Below are 15,652 nucleotides of genomic sequence, written 5' to 3' on the forward strand. Positions count from 1 at the left end.
CGCGATCCCTGCGGCGTCTCGGCCTCGGGGATTTCAGAATGTTCAATGTCGTGACGGCCGCTGTCGGCTGGACGAAGCGCGCCGCTGTTTTCGCAGGCGCGGGCCTGGCGGTTCTGGGCGCGGCCAGCGCCGCCGCCGCCTCGCCCGGCTGCGACGCCATCAACGACACCTGGGGCGGCGGTCTGGCGCTAAGCAACCTCAATGAGATCTATCAAACCCCGTTGTCGATGCAGGCGGGGGACCGGATTTCCTATTCGGCGACGACGACGGGCAGCACCAACGCCGCCAATGATCGGTATTCGGGCGCAGGCTTCGCCCTTTATCGCGAACTGCCGAACTTTCAGTATGATGTCCTGCTCGAAGAGTACGCGACGGCCGACGCCGAACTGGCGCTGAGCGGCGACTATGTCGTGCCCGCCGATTTCCCTGCCTATATCGTCTACGGATGGAGCAACGCGGCCGGCGCGACATTGCAAGCTCGCGTCACCTGCACCCCGGCGCCGGCCGCGCCGACCATCACCGCCCTGACGCCGAGCAGCGGGCCGACCGAGGGCGGCGAAAGCGTCGTCATCACCGGAACCGACTTCACCGGCGCGACCGCCGTCAGCTTCGGCGGCGTGGCCGCGTCGTCGTTCACGGTGAACAGCGCGACCCGGATCACGGCGACCACGCCCGCGAGCCCTGCGGGTTCCGTGCCGGTGTCGATCGTCAATCCCCAGGGGACGAACACCCCGTCCGGCGCCGCGACCTACACCTATGTCCAGCGCCCAGCCACGCCGGGGCTCATCTCTGCGCCTCCGCTGATTTCGAAGAGTTCGACGGCGACCTTTGGTTTCAGCCTCTCGCCGGGCGCCGGCCTTCAGGTGTCGCTGGACGGCGCCGCGTTCACATCGGCGTCTAGTCCGCTGAGCTTCGCTGAGCTGCCCGAGGGAACCCATGTGCTGCGCTACAAGGCCGTGGCGTTGAACGTCGAGAGCGCTCCGGCCTCCTACACTTGGACGGTCGATACGGTCCCGCCGCCGGCGCCTGTGGTCACGGCGCCGACCTCGGGGGCGACGATAGCTAACCCCGTGACCTTCAGCGGCACGGCCGAGGCGGGCGGTTCAGTCAATCTGTTCCTCAACGGCGCCCCGCTTGGCGCGACGTCGGTCAGCCCCGCGGGCGACTGGAGCTTCACTCATGTCAGTCCTCTGGCTTCCGGGACGTATGTGCTGACGGTTCAGGCGATGGACGCGGCGGGCTATCTTTCGCCGATGTCGTCGGGCGTCCCCTTCACCATCCCGGCTCCAGCCTTGCCGCCGACGGCTGGTCCTGTGGCGGGCGTGGCGCCCTATGGACAGGCCGTCAGCATCGACCTGGCGACCGGCATCGGCGGAGATTACGACAGCGTTCAACTGGTGACGGCGCCGAGCCATGGCGCGGTCAGCCTTGCCGGCGCCGTGGCGGTTTACACGCCGAACAGCGGTTATTGGGGTCAGGACAGCTTCTCTTATAGCGCCACGGGACCGGGCGGGACCTCGGCTCCGGCCATCGTCACCGTGAGCGTTCAGGCGCCGGCCGCCCCGGTGGCGTCGTCGGTCAATATCACGGCGCCTTTTGACAGTTCGGGCCACGCCATCGACCTGTCGACGTCGATCACCGGCGTTCACGCCAGCCTGGCGGTTGTCACGCTTCCGGCCCACGGCGCGGTCAGCGTTTCGGGCGACGTGGTCACCTATACGCCCGCGACCGGCTATTTCGGCGCGGACAGCTTCACCTATACGGCGACGGGACCGGGCGGAACCTCGGCCCCGGCGACGGTCAGCCTGACGGTGGTCGCACCGACCGCGCCGGACATTGATCCGCCCGCGCCGGTCGTGGTGCAGCCGGGTCCTGACGGAACCTCCACCGTCGCCCTGCCGCCCGCCGTGTCGGGCGTAGTGACCGGCTATCGCGTGGACAGTGCGCCCGCGCACGGCCAGGTCGTCGTTCAGGCGCCCAGCGGCGGCTCCGGCTGGAGCCTGGCCTATACGCCCGCGCCCGGTTTCATGGGCGAGGACACCCTCGCCGTGGTGGCTCAGGGGCCGGGCGGCGAGTCCGCGCCCGCCACCATGACCTTCCGCGTGCTGGGCCAGGCGCCGGATCTGCAAGGCTTGTCGCTGGGCGGCCAGGATGTCGTGTTCGAGCCGACGACCCGTCTGACCGGCGGCCCCTTCCAGGGCCTGGTGATCACGCGTCAGCCGACCTCCGGCACGGCGCGGGTGGTCGGCCTGACCATCATCTATACGCCGGCTGCGCCTTCGGCAGGGCCGGCGGCGCGCCGCATGGCCGTGGCGGCTTCGCCGTCGGCCGCCCCGGCGTCACTGGACTACGCCGTCATCCTGCCCTTCGGTCAGTCCCTGCCGGGCACGATCGAGGTTCAGGCCGTGGCCACCCCGACCCTGACCGCCTTGACCGCCACCACCCTGGCCGGGCGTCCGGTGACGGTGTCGCTGACGGATACGGCGACAGGCGGCCCCTTCGTCGGCGCGACCGTGGTCGGCGTTTCCAACCAGGCCGGAACCGCGGCCCTGATCGAGGGCGGCGTCGCCGGGAACCGGACCTATGATGTGACCTTCACCCCCGAGGGCGACTTCACCGGAACGGCCAGCGTCACCTACACCCTGTCCAATGCGGGCGGTCCGACCACGGGCGTGCTGACGGTCACGGTCGAGGCGCGCTCCGACCCCTCGCTGGACCCGGAAGTGCGCGGCCTCGTCTCGGCCCAGGCCGACACGGCGCGTCGCTTCGCCCGCTCGCAGGCCGACAACTTCCACCGCCGCCTCGAACAGGTGCGGCGCGGCGGCGGCGCGGGCCTCAGCAACCAGATGCGCCTTAACCTGGGCGACGGCGGCCTGAACCAGGACCCGCGCGAAGCCCTGCGCCAGCAACTGGGCCAGTCGCCCAGCGACCGCGACGACGCCTTCGACCGTCTGCCGTCGGCCCGGACGCCTGCGGACGAGGCCTCGACTCGACAGGCCGACGCGGGTGAAACCGCTCAGCCGGCCAAGGGCGGCCTCGGCGTCTGGACGGCGGGCGCGGTCGACTGGGGCCGTCGCGACGCCCAGGGCCAGCGGGACTATCGCTTCAGCACCTCGGGCGTCAGCGCCGGCGTGGACATGGCGATGTCGGATCGCTGGGTCGCGGGCGTCGGCCTCGGCTACGGCCATGACCGCACCAAGGTCGGCGACAACGGCACCCTGTCCGAGGCCGACAGCTATGTCGGCGCGCTCTACGGCAGCTGGCGCGCGACCGACGACCTGATCGTCGACGGCGTGCTGGGGTACGGCTCTCTGGCGTTCGACAGCCGCCGCTGGTCGGCGGATGCGGGCGAGTTCGCCTTCGGCGAGCGTTCAGGCTCGGTGCTGTTCGGCTCGGCCTCGGTCGCGCTGGAACGTTCCGCCGCCGGTCTGGCCTGGGCGCCCTATGCCCGCGTTCAGTTCGGCAAGGTCGATCTGGACGGCTTCACCGAAAACGGCGCGGGCGTCTTAGCCCTGAAGTACGACTCCATGACGGTCGACACCCTGGCGACCGCGCTTGGCGCCAGCTTCGACTGGACCCTGCAACGTCGCTCCGGCCTGCTGACGCCCAGCCTGCGCGTCGAATGGCGTCATGAGTTCGAGGGCGCGGACGATCAGACCGTCTCCTACGCCGACTGGCTGGCCAGCCCCGACTACATGGTCGGTCTGGAGCACTGGGCGCGCGACAGCCTCAGCCTGAGCCTCGGCGTTGAGTGGCAGGCCGTCTCGGGCTGGAGCTACGGCGCGGACTACAACGGTCAGGCCGGTTCGGACCTGATCAGTCACGGGCTGAAGCTGCGGCTGTCCAAGGCCTTCTGACGAACAGGACCGCGGGGCTCGCCTCGCGGTCCTTTTTTCTGGCGGGCCTGCCTTGCAAAGACGGCTCGCCACGCGCTGCGGCGCGCACTATCTCTCGGCCATGACCAAGGTTCTGATTATCGGCGCGGGACACGCGGGGGGCTCGGCGGCGGCGCTGCTGAGACAATATGGCTTCGAAGGCGAGATCGTCCTGGCGGGCGAGGAGGCGGCGGCCCCCTATCAGCGGCCGCCCCTGTCCAAGGCCTGGCTGAAGGGGGAGGCGGGTCTGGAGGACCTGCTGCTGCGCCCTGAAAGCTTCTACGCCGAACAGAAGATCGACCTGCGCACCGGCGTCACCGCGACCGCCATCGACGCGGACGCCAAGTCTGTCACCTTCGCTGACGGCGCGGTCGAGGCCTACGACGTGCTGATCCTCGCCACCGGCTCGATGGCGCGACGGCTCGCCATTCCCGGCGCGGATCGGCCCGGTCTGCTGGAGCTGCGCACGCTCGACGACGCAGAGCGGCTGAAGGCCGCGCTCGCTCCCGGCAAGCGTCTGGCCGTCGTCGGCGGCGGCTATGTGGGGCTGGAGGCGGCGGCTTCGGCCCGCGCTCTGGGCGCGGAAGCCGTAGTCATCGAGCGTATGGACCGGGTGTTGGCCCGCGTGGCGTCGGAAACCCTGTCGACTTTCTTCACCGACCTGCATCGCCGCCACGGCGTCGAGATCCTGACCGGGGCCGAGGTTGCGGGCTTCGAGGACGGCGGCGTGCGTCTCGCCGACGGCGGCCTGATCGCGGCCGACGCCATCCTGGTCGGCGTCGGCGCCCTGGCGCGCGAGGCCCTGGCGCGCACCGCCGGTCTGGCGTGCGAAAACGGCGTAGTCGTGGACGAAACCGCCCGCACCAGCGATCCCGTCATCTACGCCATCGGCGACGTGACCCATCGGCCCATCCCGGTCCACGGCGGGCGGATGCACCGTCTGGAAAGCGTGCCCAACGCCCTGGAGCAAGCCAAGCAGGCCGCCGCCGCCATCGTCGGCCGAGCGGCGCCCGCGCCCGAGGTGCCGTGGTTCTGGTCCGACCAATACGACGTCAAGCTTCAGATCGCCGGTCTGCCCTTCGACGCCGACCGTCAGGTGGTGCGCGGCGATCCGGCGACGGGCGGTTTCGCCGTCTTCCACCTGAACGGCGACCGCATCGTCTGCGTCGAGGCGGTCAATGCGCCCGCCGAATTCATGGGCGGGCGCCTGCTGATCGGCAAGGCGACGCCGGTGGATGCGGCCCTGCTGGCCGACCCCGCGACCTCGATCAAGGCGGTGGCGAAACCGAGCTGAGGGCGCCCTCATGACGACGGTGTGACATCCCTGCCGCAATTGCGATTTAGTCGCAGGAGTCAGATTGTCGCAGGCGGAAAAGGTGATATTGCGAGCCGGTCTCAAAACTAACCGACGGGTTCCTCCCCCATGTCCGACGCTCGTTCCTCCGCCCTTAAGGCGCTCCTGTTCGCTTCCAGCGCCGCCGGCATGCTGTGCGCCTCGCCCGTTGTGGCGGCGAACGACGCCCCGGTAGCCGCCGCCCCGAGCGAAGCCACGGACATCACCCAGGACGCCACGACCCTGAGCGCGGTCGACGTGCACGGCCAGCGCATCAAGCGCGAGCCCAAGGACCCGACCTTCGTCGCCCCCCTGGTCGACACGCCGCGCGCGGTCACGGTGATCCCGCAACAGATCATCGAGCAGACCGCCGCCACCTCGCTGCAAGATATCCTGCGCACCTCGCCGGGCATCACCTTCGGCGCCGGCGAAGGCGGGCAACCGCTGGCCGACCGTCCCTTCATCCGCGGCCAGGCCTCGGGCAACAACATCTTCGTCGACGGCATCCGGGACACCGGCGGCCAGCAGCGCGAGGTCTTCAACCTGGAGCAGGTCGAGGTCATCAAGGGGCCGGACTCGGTCTATTCGGGTCGCGGCTCGGGCGGCGGCAGCATCAACCTGGGCTCCAAGGCCCCGCGCCTGCAGAACTTCGTCCACGGCTCGGCCGGCGTCGGCACTGATTCCTATGCGCGCGGCACGGTGGACGCCAACTGGCAGGTCAGCCCCACCGCCGCGATGCGCCTGAATGTCATGGCCTCGCAGGGCGACGTCGCCGGCCGTAACGCCGTCGACTTCGACAAGTGGGGCGTCGCCGCCGCCGTCGCCGCCGGCCTCGGCACGCCGACCACGATCACCGCCAGCTACTACCACCTCGACAGCAATCAGATGCCTGACTACGGCATCCCGCTGTTCAACAAGATCTTCTCGGTCGCTGATCGTCCGACCGACAGCGGCGTTCTGGATGTGCCTTACGACAGCTTCTACGGGCTGAAGGCGCGCGACTATCTGAACAACACCGTCGACACCCTGACCCTGGATGTCGAGCACCGTTTCAGCGACACGCTCGCCCTGCGTAACGTCACCCGCTATTCGCAGACGCTGAACGACTACATCGTCACCAACCCCGGCGACGGCGGTCGCTTCGACACGACGCCGACCCCCGGCGCCGCCCTCATTGATGGCGTCTGGTGGATGAAGCGGGGCCTGAAGTCTCGCTGGAACCCGACCGAGACCCTGGCCAACGTCACCGACCTGCACGGCGCCTTCCTGACCGGCAGCGTCAAGCACAACTTCGACCTGGGTCTGGAGCTGTCGCGCGAGAAGAACCGCAACGCAGGCTATACCGTCACCACCCTGACCGGCACGGCCTGCCCGGCGCCCCTGACGGGCCTCGACTGCACCCCGGTCTATAATCCCAATCCGAACGACCCCTGGACCGGCACGGTCACGCGCGGCAACGTCAGCCACAACACGACCGACACCCTGGGTCTCTACGCCTTCGACTCGATGGCGTTCGGCGAAAAGTGGATTCTCAACCTCGGCCTGCGCTGGGATGACTATTCGGTCGAGGGCGCGGACTGGGTGGGGACACCCGCTGTCCTGACCCCGCGCAGCGGCGACTGGGACTTCGTCAACTATCAGGTCGGCCTGGTCTATAAGCCGACGGCCAACAGCAGCCTCTACGCCTCCTGGGCCACCTCCTCGACGCCGCCGACCATCTCGGCCGGCGACCAGAACAACGGCAACGGCCTGGGCACGGGCAATCTGGCGACAGAACTTCTGGACCCGGAAGAGACCGAGAGCTTCGAGATCGGCGCCAAGGCCAACCTGTTCAACGACCGCCTGGCCCTCAGCGGCGCCCTGTTCAAGACCGTGCGCAAGAACGCTCAGATCCAGGTGTCCGCAGGCGTCTATGAGCAGGCCGGCGAGGCCGAGGTTCAAGGCCTGGAACTGGGCGTCTCGGGCAATGTCACCGACAAGTGGCAGGTCTTCGGCGGCTACACCTGGATGGATTCCGAGCTGACCAAGGGCGCCTACAACAACGTCAACGTCGGCGAGGCCCTGGCCAATACGCCGGAGCACAGCGCCAGCCTGTTCACCACCTACCGCCTCATGCCCCAGCTCAGCCTGGGCGGCGGCGTCTATTATGTGTCTAAGTCGTTCGGCGGCAATCAGGGCGGCGCCGGCGGCGGCGGCAACCGCATCTACGCCCCCGAATACACCCGCGTGGACCTGTTCGCTTCCTACGACATCAATGATCGCGCCTCGCTGCAGCTGAACGTCCAGAACGCGGGCGACGAAGAATACATCATCCGCACCAACGGCGTTCACCACGCCGACGTGGCCCCGGCCCGTTCGGCCATCCTGACGCTGAACCTGCGCTACTAAGAGACGGCGTTTCGCGCCATTCTGTCGGCCCCGTCGTTCACTTGAGCGGCGGGGCCGATGCGCATCTGATCGAGGCTCCCATGCTGCTGCACATCCCCGACGTCTTCACCAAGGCCGAGGTCGCCGCCCTGCGCCGGACCCTGGACGCCGGCCCCTGGGCCGACGGCAATATGACCTCGGGCCACCAGTCGGCGACCGCCAAGAAGAACCAGCAACTGCCCGAGGACTGCGACACTGCACGGGAAGTCTCGGCGCTGATCGTCCAGGCCCTGAACGCCAACCCGATGTTCGTTTCGGCGGCCCTGCCGCATACGATCTTTCCGCCCCTGTTCAATCGCTACGAGGGCGGCGGCGAGTTCGGCCTCCACGTCGACAACGCCATCCGCCAGCGCGGAGACCTGCGCATCCGCAGCGACCTCTCGGCCACCCTCTTCCTATCCGAGCCCGAGGACTATGACGGCGGCGAACTGATCATCGAGGAGCTGTACGGCGCCCAGTCGGTCAAGCTGCCGGCCGGCGATCTGGTCCTCTATCCGTCCAAGAGCCTGCACCGCGTCACCCCCGTCACGCGCGGCGCCCGCGTCTCAAGCTTCATGTGGCTGCAAAGCCTGGTCCGCGACGACGCCGACCGTGAAAGCCTCTTCCGCCTCGACGTCGCCACCCAGCGGGTCAACCTCGACAAGGGACCGAAGGATCAGGCCGTCATCGAACTGACCGGCCTCTATCACAACCTGCTGCGCCGCTGGTCGGAGGTCTAGCTAGCCCTCTCCCGGCGGGAGAGGGCTTGAGCGCACGAGAGCGCCAGCGAGCGTTCTTGCGCGAAAGGGTGAGGGGCTATGCTTTCAGTCGGCGTGAGCCGCAGCGCGACGGCTTTTAGCCGATGTCAGCCGGCGACCCTCACCCTTTCGCCTTGCCAATCGCTTCGCTCCTGGAGGCTCAAGCCCTCTCCCATTGGGAGAGGGAAGCGTTTCAGTAAACGTCGCGCCTATACCGCCCGGCTTCCGTCAGCCCCATCAGCCGCTCCTCGCCCAGCGCCGCCTCCAGCGCCGCATGCACGCCCTTCGACATGCCTTCCAGACTGCCGCAGACATAGACATAGGCCCCGCGATCAACCCAGTCGGCCATCGGCCGCGCGTGTTCCGCCACCAGCGACTGCACATAGCGATGCTCGCCCCCGTCGCGCGAGAAGGCGCGGTCCAGACGGGTCAGGACGCCCGAGGCCAGCCAGGCCTGCAGGTCAGCGTCATAGAGGGCGTCATGCGCCCGCGTCCGCTCGCCGAACAGCAGCCAGGCGCCGCCGGTCTTCGCGAGCTGCGCCCGCGCCTTCAGGTGCCCGCGCAGCCCCGCGATCCCGGTGCCGTTGCCGATCAGGATGATGGGGGCCTCGGGCGGGGGCGCATGGAAGCTGCGGTTGGCGCGCACCCGCATGGCGACCTCGTCGCCGATCTGCACGGCCTGCGTCAGCCAGCCTGAAGCCAGACCCGGCGTCCCGTCCGGGCGCGTCATCAGGCGGATGCAGAACTCGACCCGCCTGTCCGAGGGCAGGGAGGCGACCGAATACTCACGACTGGCCGGCTGCTCGCCGTCGCGGACGGGCAGGCCGACCTCGGCGATGTCGCCCGCCGCCCAGTCAGGCGCATGGTCGATGGGCGCAAACGCCAGATGCCAGGCCTCGCCGCCGGGGCTGCCGGCGTTCAGCAAAGAGCGCTCCACCAGGCGCCAGCGGTCATAGGCGGGCGGGGTCCAGTCGGGGGCTGAGGTGGCGCCCGTGATCTGGTTCAACTGATGCTGCCAGTGGCGGATGGCGCCCGCGTCGCCGTTGTCCACCTCGACCCGGTCGAACAGGGTCTGGGCGCCGCTGCGGTCCAGCCAGTCGCCGACCGCGTGGCCGAAACTGCAATAGGCGTCATAGGAGCGGTCGCCCAAGGCCAGCAGGCCATAGGACAGGTGCGACAGGTCCACGTCCGCCTTCATCACCTGTCGCACAAAGCGGGCGGCGCTGTCGGGCGCATCGCCTTCGCCGGTGGTCGAGGCGATGACCAGCAGGCGCCACGCGCCTTCCAGCGCCTTCAGATTCAGATCACTGAAAGCGACGATCCGCGCGCCGACGCCGCCGTCGCCCAGCGACCGCGCCGTCATCCAGGCCAGTTCCTCGCCGAAGCCGGTCTGGCTGGCGAAGGCGATCAGCACGGCGTCCTCGCCCGCCGCCTCGGCCAGCAGTCGGGTCTGCTCGGCGGCCTTTCTCGCGGCGGCGCGCACGCGCCAGACCGTCAGGCCGATCAGGCCCAGCCACAGGGCGACGGCCAGCCCCGTCCACAGCCAGCGCGTCGCATCCATCGTCACGATCAGGCTTCTTCTTCGTCCATCATGGCGGCGAAGGCGGGGCTCATCCGCTCGACCAGACCGCGCGGCGTCCGCTCGACGAAGTGGGCCGCGATCTGCATCGCCTCGGCGAACTCCGGCCCGTCGAACGGCCCCAGCACGGTCAGGGCCGTGGCCCAGGCGTCGGCGCGCATGGCCGAGGCGTCAAAGACAGTGACCTGCGCCAGGCCATTGTCCACCGGCCGTCCGGTCGCGCCGTCTAGGGTGTGCGGATAGAGGCGCTCCTCATGCACAAAGGCGCGGCGCCAGTCGCCGGATGTGGCCACCGCCATGTCGAACAGAGCCGCGACCGTATGCGGCGCGGGCGACCCCGGCACTGCCTCGATCTCGACCCACCAGGGTTGCGCGTCCGGCTTGACCCCGCGTCCCAGCAACTCGCCGCCGATCTCCACCAGATGCGAGGTCGCGCCCATCTCGGTCAGACGCGCCGAAACCCGGTCCACGGCGTGACCCTTGGCGATGCCCGAGAAGTCGAGCTTCATGCCGCCATTGGGGCCGCCGGCCTGCACCGCCGCCTGCGCGTCGCGGTTCAGCCTCAGCTTCTGCCAGCCGGACACGGCCAGGGCCGCCTCGACCTCTTCAGCAGATGGCAAGGGATTGAGCGGATCGCGCGGCCCCGGCGGACCGAACCCCCACAGGTCGACCAGCGCCCCCAGGGTCGGATCGACCGCGCCGTTGACGTCGTCGGCCAGATCCAGGGCCGCGTTCAGCAGGCTCCAGAAGTCGTCCGACAGCTTCCACGTCCCGGCGGGGGCGTTGTTGAACCGACTGATCTCGCTGCTCGGCGTCCACGGGCTGAACAGGGCGATGATGCGCGCCAGTTCTTCCTCGATGGCCGCCTGAAACGCGTCCTGGCCCACACCGGGCGGCGGAACCAGACGCACCGACCAGGTGGTGCCCATGCTTTCCCCTGCCAGCGACCAGATCAGATCGCTGGGCGGCCGTTCGGGCGCGCGGGTGGTCGGCGGGATCAGGACGCGGCTGTCCTGACGGCCTTCCACCGCCGCACCGATCTGGAGCGGCGGCGGCGCCGAGCTGGGGCGTTTCGAGGTCAGGGCAGGACTTCCAGCGCACCGTTCCACGAGGCGTTCGAGCCGGGCTGGCCGTTCACGCCCGCCGTCCGCACCGAGGCGCCCAGCCAGTAGAGCCCGGCTTCCGGCCAGGTCACGGAGAAGGCGCCGTCAGCGCCGGTCTTGACCGTGATCTCTTCGGGGTTGTTGCGGTAACGGGTGCCGCCGCGCGCGATGGTCACGTCCACATTGGCGGCTGGCTGGCCGTCCTTCAGCAGCTTGAAGGTCGCGGCCTCGCCGGCGGCCAGATCGTTCGGATGGGTGACGGGCGCCAGTTCCAGGCCCTTGCCGACCGTTTTCAGGTCGGTCGGCTCGCCCAGGGTCACGAAGGTCTCGGTGCGGCTGTCGGTGCGCACGGCCTCGACGTCGGTGGCGTCAGCGGGCAGGGCGCCGTGGAAGTCGGCCTCGGCCCCGCGCCAACGCTTCTGCTCGCCGCCCTGCTTGTAGCTGGCCATGAAGCCCGAGCCGACGTTGGCGACGCGATAGGTGCCGGGCTGCGACAGGTGCAGGTCGAAGCTGGAGCGGTACTTGGCCTGATGGACGTTCTCGGCCTGGGCGGTCGAACCGTCCGGGGCGGTGATGGTCAGCCCGGCCAGACGCATGGCGGCGTGGTCGGGGATGAAGACCCCGTTCGACATGCCGGCGTCGAAACCGACCCAGGCGTCGTTGCCCGACAGGACGGTCGAGGTCGGGGCCAGCCAGGCGCGGTGCGCCTGAGCCGACAGCGGCGCGGCCAGGACGGCGGCCAGGGACAGGAAGGCGAGGGTCTTCTTCATGGTCAGGTCCTCTTAGCGGGTCACGGCGACGCGAACGGCGCCCAGTTCGGTGGCGCCGGTTCCGGCGGCGGTGTTGGCGGCGCCCCAGCGGAAGGGCACGCGGACGACCTCGCGGCCGCCCAGTTCGCGGGCCGCCTCGACGACGATGTTGTACTGACCCGCAGGCAGGCTGCGCAGGCGGGCGCCCGGCACGGTCACTGAATGACGGCCGGGGGCCTTGGTCGGGCCGGAGACCCCGTCGGCGGGCATGGCCATGGCGCGACCGCCCTTGCGCCACCAGGTGCGCAGGTCCTTCAGCCAGTCCTTGCCGTCGCCCTCGTTGTTGCGGGTCTGCTGGTACCAGACGGCCAGGGTCTGGGCCGTCGACTGGTCCGGCTTCTCGATCCACACGGCCACATAGGGGCGGTGATAGGAGGCGCTGGAAATGCGCGGCAGCTCGACGCTGACGGTCAGGTCAGCGGCGGTTGCGACGGCGGGGGCGGCGGCCGCGAGGCCCGCAGTGGTCAGGACGAGAGGAAGCTTACGCATGGGGAGAACTCGTCAATGAATGAACAGGAGGGCGATGACGACAGGGATGAGCAGACCAAGCGCCACGATGGGCCAGGTCGAGGGACGGCCGCGCGCGTGCAGCCACAGCAGGGCCAGACCCGTGACGGAAAAGACCACGCAGGCCACGGCGAAGACGTCGATGAACCAGTACCAGACCACCCCGGCGTTGCGACCCTTGTGCAGGTCGTTGAGATAGGCGACCCAGCCGCGCGTGGTCTTTTCGTGCAGGGCCTCGCCGGTTGAACGGTCGATGGTCAGCCATCCGTCGCCGCCGGGCGTAGGCAGGGCGACATAGATCTCGTCCGCCGTGGTCTCGGTGGCGCGGCCCTCGAGCTGGACCTTGAAGGCCTCGGCGGCCCAGCGCGCCACGGGGGCGGGGACCGGGTCGGTGGTGTCTTCCGGGAAGTCGGCCAGACGCGCCAGCAGGGGCGCGGGCAGGGTCGCCGTCGCCTCCCTGACCACCGGCTCGGCCGGAATCTGCGCCGCGTGGTTCAGGGTGATGCCGGTGATCGCGAACAGGATCATCCCGACCAGGCTGACCGCCGCCGAGATCCAGTGCCAGCTGTGCAATTGCTTCAGCCAGAACGACCGCTTGGCGTTCAGCGCCGCCTTCGGTTTCGCGGCGGTCTTGGCGGGATGGGCTGCGGTTTCGGTCACACCATGGCTGTGCCATACCCTGCGAACGATTTGCAATACCGTTTAGGCGTCGGAATGTCGCGGCTGAGCCTAGAAGGCGCGGACGATGCCGAAATTCACCTGGCTGTAATCGTAGGTATAGCCGCTGGCGACGGGGGTGTTGCTGTAGGTGAAGCTGGCGTTGATCGCCCATTCGCGGATGGGCGGGCTGACGACCTGGGCGTTGAAGTAGCGGGCGCTGCGCCAGTCGCCGCCGGTTTCCTTCTGCCCGCCGACGCCGCCAGCCACGACATAGCGCCACCCGCCGTAGTAGCGGCGCACCTGCAGCACCGGCATGATCTCGAGGTAGTTCTCGGGCGAGAAATAGTCGTACTCGCCGGGGTCGCTGCTGTGGAAATAGCGGGTGCGGACCTGGGCCGACAGCCCCCATTCCGGCTTGACCACATGGATGTAGTTCAGGCGCAGATGGGTGCGGACATTGTCGCCGGTGAAGTCCTGAAGTCCCGCCACCACGGTGAAGTTGTTGCGGTCATTGACCGGCAGGTCGAAGGCCCCGCCGACGAAGGTGTAGTAGAGGCCCTCGTCCAGGCCGCGCGGCGTCTCCAGAATCTCGCGCTCGACGAAGTATTCCTGACGCAAGCGGGCCTCGTTGTGGACGCTGGCCGAGCCCAGGACGGTCTCGCCGTCGGTCCCGACCTGGCCCTTCCACGACCAGTCGCCGGTCTTGTCGGCGAAACGCAGATAGAGGCGCTGATCCTCGGTCGCGTCGCCGCCCAGGGGCTTGAAGCGGGCGGTCTCGACCCGCAGACCCAGATAGTCGTCGGGCCCGCGATAGCGCCAGTCGAGGTTGATCCCGGCCTTGACGACGTCCGTGTCGTCGGCGTCGGTAGAGGCGAAGACGTCCAGGCCCACGGCGTGGGCCGGCAGGAAGCCTGCGGCGGCGCTGTCCGGGTGTTCGACGCGGGCGGTCTGCTGCGCGGTCTCGACGGTCTGGGCCCAGGCGACGCCGGGCAGGACGAAAGCGAGCGAAGCGGCGGCTCCGACGACGACGGCGGGCAGGCGGTTCATTTGGTGCCCCATTTCTTGCTCATGCCCAACATTTCGGCGCCATAGCCCCAGACGCAGACCGGCTGCATCACCAGACTGTATCCCAGGGCGTAGAAGAGGAAGCCCCCGAAGTTGCGGCGGACCTTCAGCCCTTCGCGCCGGAACATCTGACGCTGGATGCGGAAGATGAACATGTTCCACAAGGCGGCCAGCGGCAATACGGCCAGGGTCAGGGGGCCGGCGATCCAGAAGATCCCGAACAGGGCCAGCACCAGACCGGGGATGAAGATGAAGGTGTAGACCAGGTCCAGCGGCAGGAAGCACAGGTTCCACCAGATGAAGATGGTGGTCAGGCGCGGCTTGAACAGCAGGGAGCCGTGGGCCTTGAAGGCCTCGACCAGACCGCGCGACCAGCGTTTGCGCTGCTGTGCGAACTGCTTGAACTTCGTGGGCACATTGGTGAAGGCCAGGGCGTCCTCGGCGTAGCCGATGCGGTGGCCCTTCTCGAGCAGGGCCCAGGAGACGACGATGTCTTCCCCGACGCATTCCGGCCAGCCGCCGACCTCTTCCAGGGCGGCGCGGGTGTAGAGGGAGAAGGCGCCCTGGGCCACCAGGCAGCCGTGATACATGGACTGCATCCGCTTCACGGCGGCGATGCCGTGGAAATAGTCCCACTCCTGGGCGCGGGTCAGGAAGTTTTCGCGCGAGTTGCGCACCATGACGGCGCCGGCGACGGCGACGGTGTTGGCCGGGTCCGTCAGCAGACGCTCGACGATCTGGGCCAGGCCGTCGTGGCGCACCCAGGAATCGCCGTCGATGGTGATGATCAGGTCGTGTTTCGCCGCCTTCAGTCCCCGGTTCAGCACGGCGGCCTTGCCCGCATTGACGGGGTAGTCGAGCACGCGGACCGTGGCGTTGGCGGGGAAGCTCAACTCGCGAATGGCCTGTTGCGCCAGGGCGACCGTGGCGTCGGTCGAGCCGTCGTTGAGGACCAGAATCTCGTAATCGCCGGGATAGGTCTGGGCCGCGAGACTGGTCAGGGTGTCGCGAATGGCGGCGGCTTCGTTATAGGCCGCGACCAGGATGCTGATCGCTGGATAGGAGGGCGGGCGGATGCGGGGCAGCCGCCGATCAAACAGCAGGGTGCCCAGCAGGAAGGCGTTCATGAAGCCCGGCACATAGGCGATGAAGCCGATGGCGATCAGGGCGAAGGCCCAACTCGTCACCGCCGCCAGGTCGTTGAGCCACCGCTGCGACAGCCAGATGCTCAGGGCAGTCCAGGCAAAGGCCAGCACCAGGGCCAGGGTGAACTTGGCGGGCACCGACAGATAGAGGCGGCGATAGGGCCGCGTGGGCACGACCTCGACCGGGCCGGACGTCGGTGACGGCGTCAGCCGCGGCGCGGGGCGGTTCCGAACGGGGTCTGGCGACAGGGAGGAGGTCAAGGGCGGGGGAACCTTGTTGAGGAGGTTCCATCCTAAAAGAAGCCGGCGCGGACAATTGTAAAACCATGCCTCCCAGCTTCAGCATAAGCTTGGCTTTAATGAAGGCTTTGCCCGCGACAGAGATGTCGTCTGGCGCTTGGACCGCTGAAAT

At 68.7% G+C, this 15,652-nt stretch carries 11 protein-coding genes; 4 read left to right on the forward strand and 7 right to left on the reverse strand.

The features are described from left to right. The first annotated feature begins 38 nt into the window (after window positions 1-38). From HX774_RS05800 to HX774_RS05815, 4 genes are all read left to right on the forward strand, one after another. Window positions 39-3,857 carry an autotransporter domain-containing protein gene (locus tag HX774_RS05800; protein WP_178825069.1) on the forward strand — a complete coding sequence of 1,273 codons (3,819 nt, stop codon included), beginning with the start codon at window positions 39-41 and terminating at the stop codon, window positions 3,855-3,857. Between the two features lie 100 nt (window positions 3,858-3,957). Next, the gene (locus tag HX774_RS05805; protein WP_178825142.1) at window positions 3,958-5,169 is read left to right on the forward strand and encodes an NAD(P)/FAD-dependent oxidoreductase; all 1,212 of its coding nucleotides are present in this window, start codon (window positions 3,958-3,960) and stop codon (window positions 5,167-5,169) included. Between the two features lie 129 nt (window positions 5,170-5,298). Continuing rightward, window positions 5,299-7,596 (forward strand): TonB-dependent siderophore receptor, encoded by a 2,298-nt coding sequence (locus HX774_RS05810; RefSeq protein ID WP_178825071.1) that lies wholly within the window; start codon window positions 5,299-5,301, stop codon window positions 7,594-7,596. 80 nt (window positions 7,597-7,676) lie between these two features. After that, the gene (locus HX774_RS05815) at window positions 7,677-8,354 is read left to right on the forward strand and encodes a Fe2+-dependent dioxygenase (RefSeq protein WP_178825073.1); all 678 of its coding nucleotides are present in this window, start codon (window positions 7,677-7,679) and stop codon (window positions 8,352-8,354) included. A 211-nt stretch (window positions 8,355-8,565) separates the two neighbouring features. On the opposite strand, the gene HX774_RS05820 is transcribed toward HX774_RS05815, so the two are convergent. The 7 genes from HX774_RS05820 to HX774_RS05850 form a co-directional block, all read right to left on the reverse strand. After that, complete coding sequence (locus tag HX774_RS05820; RefSeq protein WP_178825144.1) at window positions 8,566-9,933, reverse strand: sulfite reductase subunit alpha; 1,368 nt, start codon at window positions 9,931-9,933, stop codon at window positions 8,566-8,568. A gap of 8 nt (window positions 9,934-9,941) precedes the next feature. Next, window positions 9,942-11,060, reverse strand: a complete 1,119-nt coding sequence (locus HX774_RS05825) for an FAD:protein FMN transferase (RefSeq protein ID WP_370523350.1) — start codon at window positions 11,058-11,060, stop codon at window positions 9,942-9,944. Then, on the reverse strand, window positions 11,030-11,824 hold the full coding sequence (locus HX774_RS05830) for a DUF4198 domain-containing protein (protein ID WP_178825075.1): 795 nt from the start codon (window positions 11,822-11,824) through the stop codon (window positions 11,030-11,032). The genes HX774_RS05825 and HX774_RS05830 overlap by 31 nt, the downstream gene beginning before the upstream one ends. A 12-nt stretch (window positions 11,825-11,836) precedes the next feature. After that, window positions 11,837-12,352 (reverse strand): DUF2271 domain-containing protein, encoded by a 516-nt coding sequence (locus tag HX774_RS05835; protein WP_178825077.1) that lies wholly within the window; start codon window positions 12,350-12,352, stop codon window positions 11,837-11,839. Between the two features lie 12 nt (window positions 12,353-12,364). After that, window positions 12,365-13,030, reverse strand: coding sequence for a PepSY-associated TM helix domain-containing protein (locus HX774_RS05840; protein WP_178825079.1), 666 nt, complete (start codon window positions 13,028-13,030; stop codon window positions 12,365-12,367). A 69-nt stretch (window positions 13,031-13,099) separates the two neighbouring features. After that, window positions 13,100-14,077, reverse strand: coding sequence for a hypothetical protein (locus HX774_RS05845; protein WP_178825081.1), 978 nt, complete (start codon window positions 14,075-14,077; stop codon window positions 13,100-13,102). Then, the gene (locus HX774_RS05850) at window positions 14,074-15,501 is read right to left on the reverse strand and encodes a glycosyltransferase (protein WP_255500131.1); all 1,428 of its coding nucleotides are present in this window, start codon (window positions 15,499-15,501) and stop codon (window positions 14,074-14,076) included. The genes HX774_RS05845 and HX774_RS05850 overlap by 4 nt, the downstream gene beginning before the upstream one ends. Window positions 15,502-15,652: the final 151 nt, after the last annotated feature.

This window comes from Brevundimonas sp. P7753, assembly GCF_013386595.1.
GTDB classification, from domain to species: Bacteria; Pseudomonadota; Alphaproteobacteria; order Caulobacterales; family Caulobacteraceae; genus Brevundimonas; species Brevundimonas bullata.

Bases quoted from the DNA above. Each gene is read 5' to 3' on its own strand.
- HX774_RS05845 (WP_178825081.1), bottom strand. From the start codon at position 14,077: ATGAACCGCCTGCCCGCCGTCGTCGTCGGAGCCGCCGCTTCGCTCGCT.
- HX774_RS05830 (WP_178825075.1), bottom strand. From the start codon at position 11,824: ATGAAGAAGACCCTCGCCTTCCTGTCCCTGGCCGCCGTCCTGGCCGCG.
- HX774_RS05805 (WP_178825142.1), top strand. From the start codon at position 3,958: ATGACCAAGGTTCTGATTATCGGCGCGGGACACGCGGGGGGCTCGGCG.
- HX774_RS05820 (WP_178825144.1), bottom strand. From the start codon at position 9,933: ATGGATGCGACGCGCTGGCTGTGGACGGGGCTGGCCGTCGCCCTGTGG.
- HX774_RS05810 (WP_178825071.1), top strand. From the start codon at position 5,299: ATGTCCGACGCTCGTTCCTCCGCCCTTAAGGCGCTCCTGTTCGCTTCC.
- HX774_RS05800 (WP_178825069.1), top strand. From the start codon at position 39: ATGTTCAATGTCGTGACGGCCGCTGTCGGCTGGACGAAGCGCGCCGCT.
- HX774_RS05835 (WP_178825077.1), bottom strand. From the start codon at position 12,352: ATGCGTAAGCTTCCTCTCGTCCTGACCACTGCGGGCCTCGCGGCCGCC.
- HX774_RS05815 (WP_178825073.1), top strand. From the start codon at position 7,677: ATGCTGCTGCACATCCCCGACGTCTTCACCAAGGCCGAGGTCGCCGCC.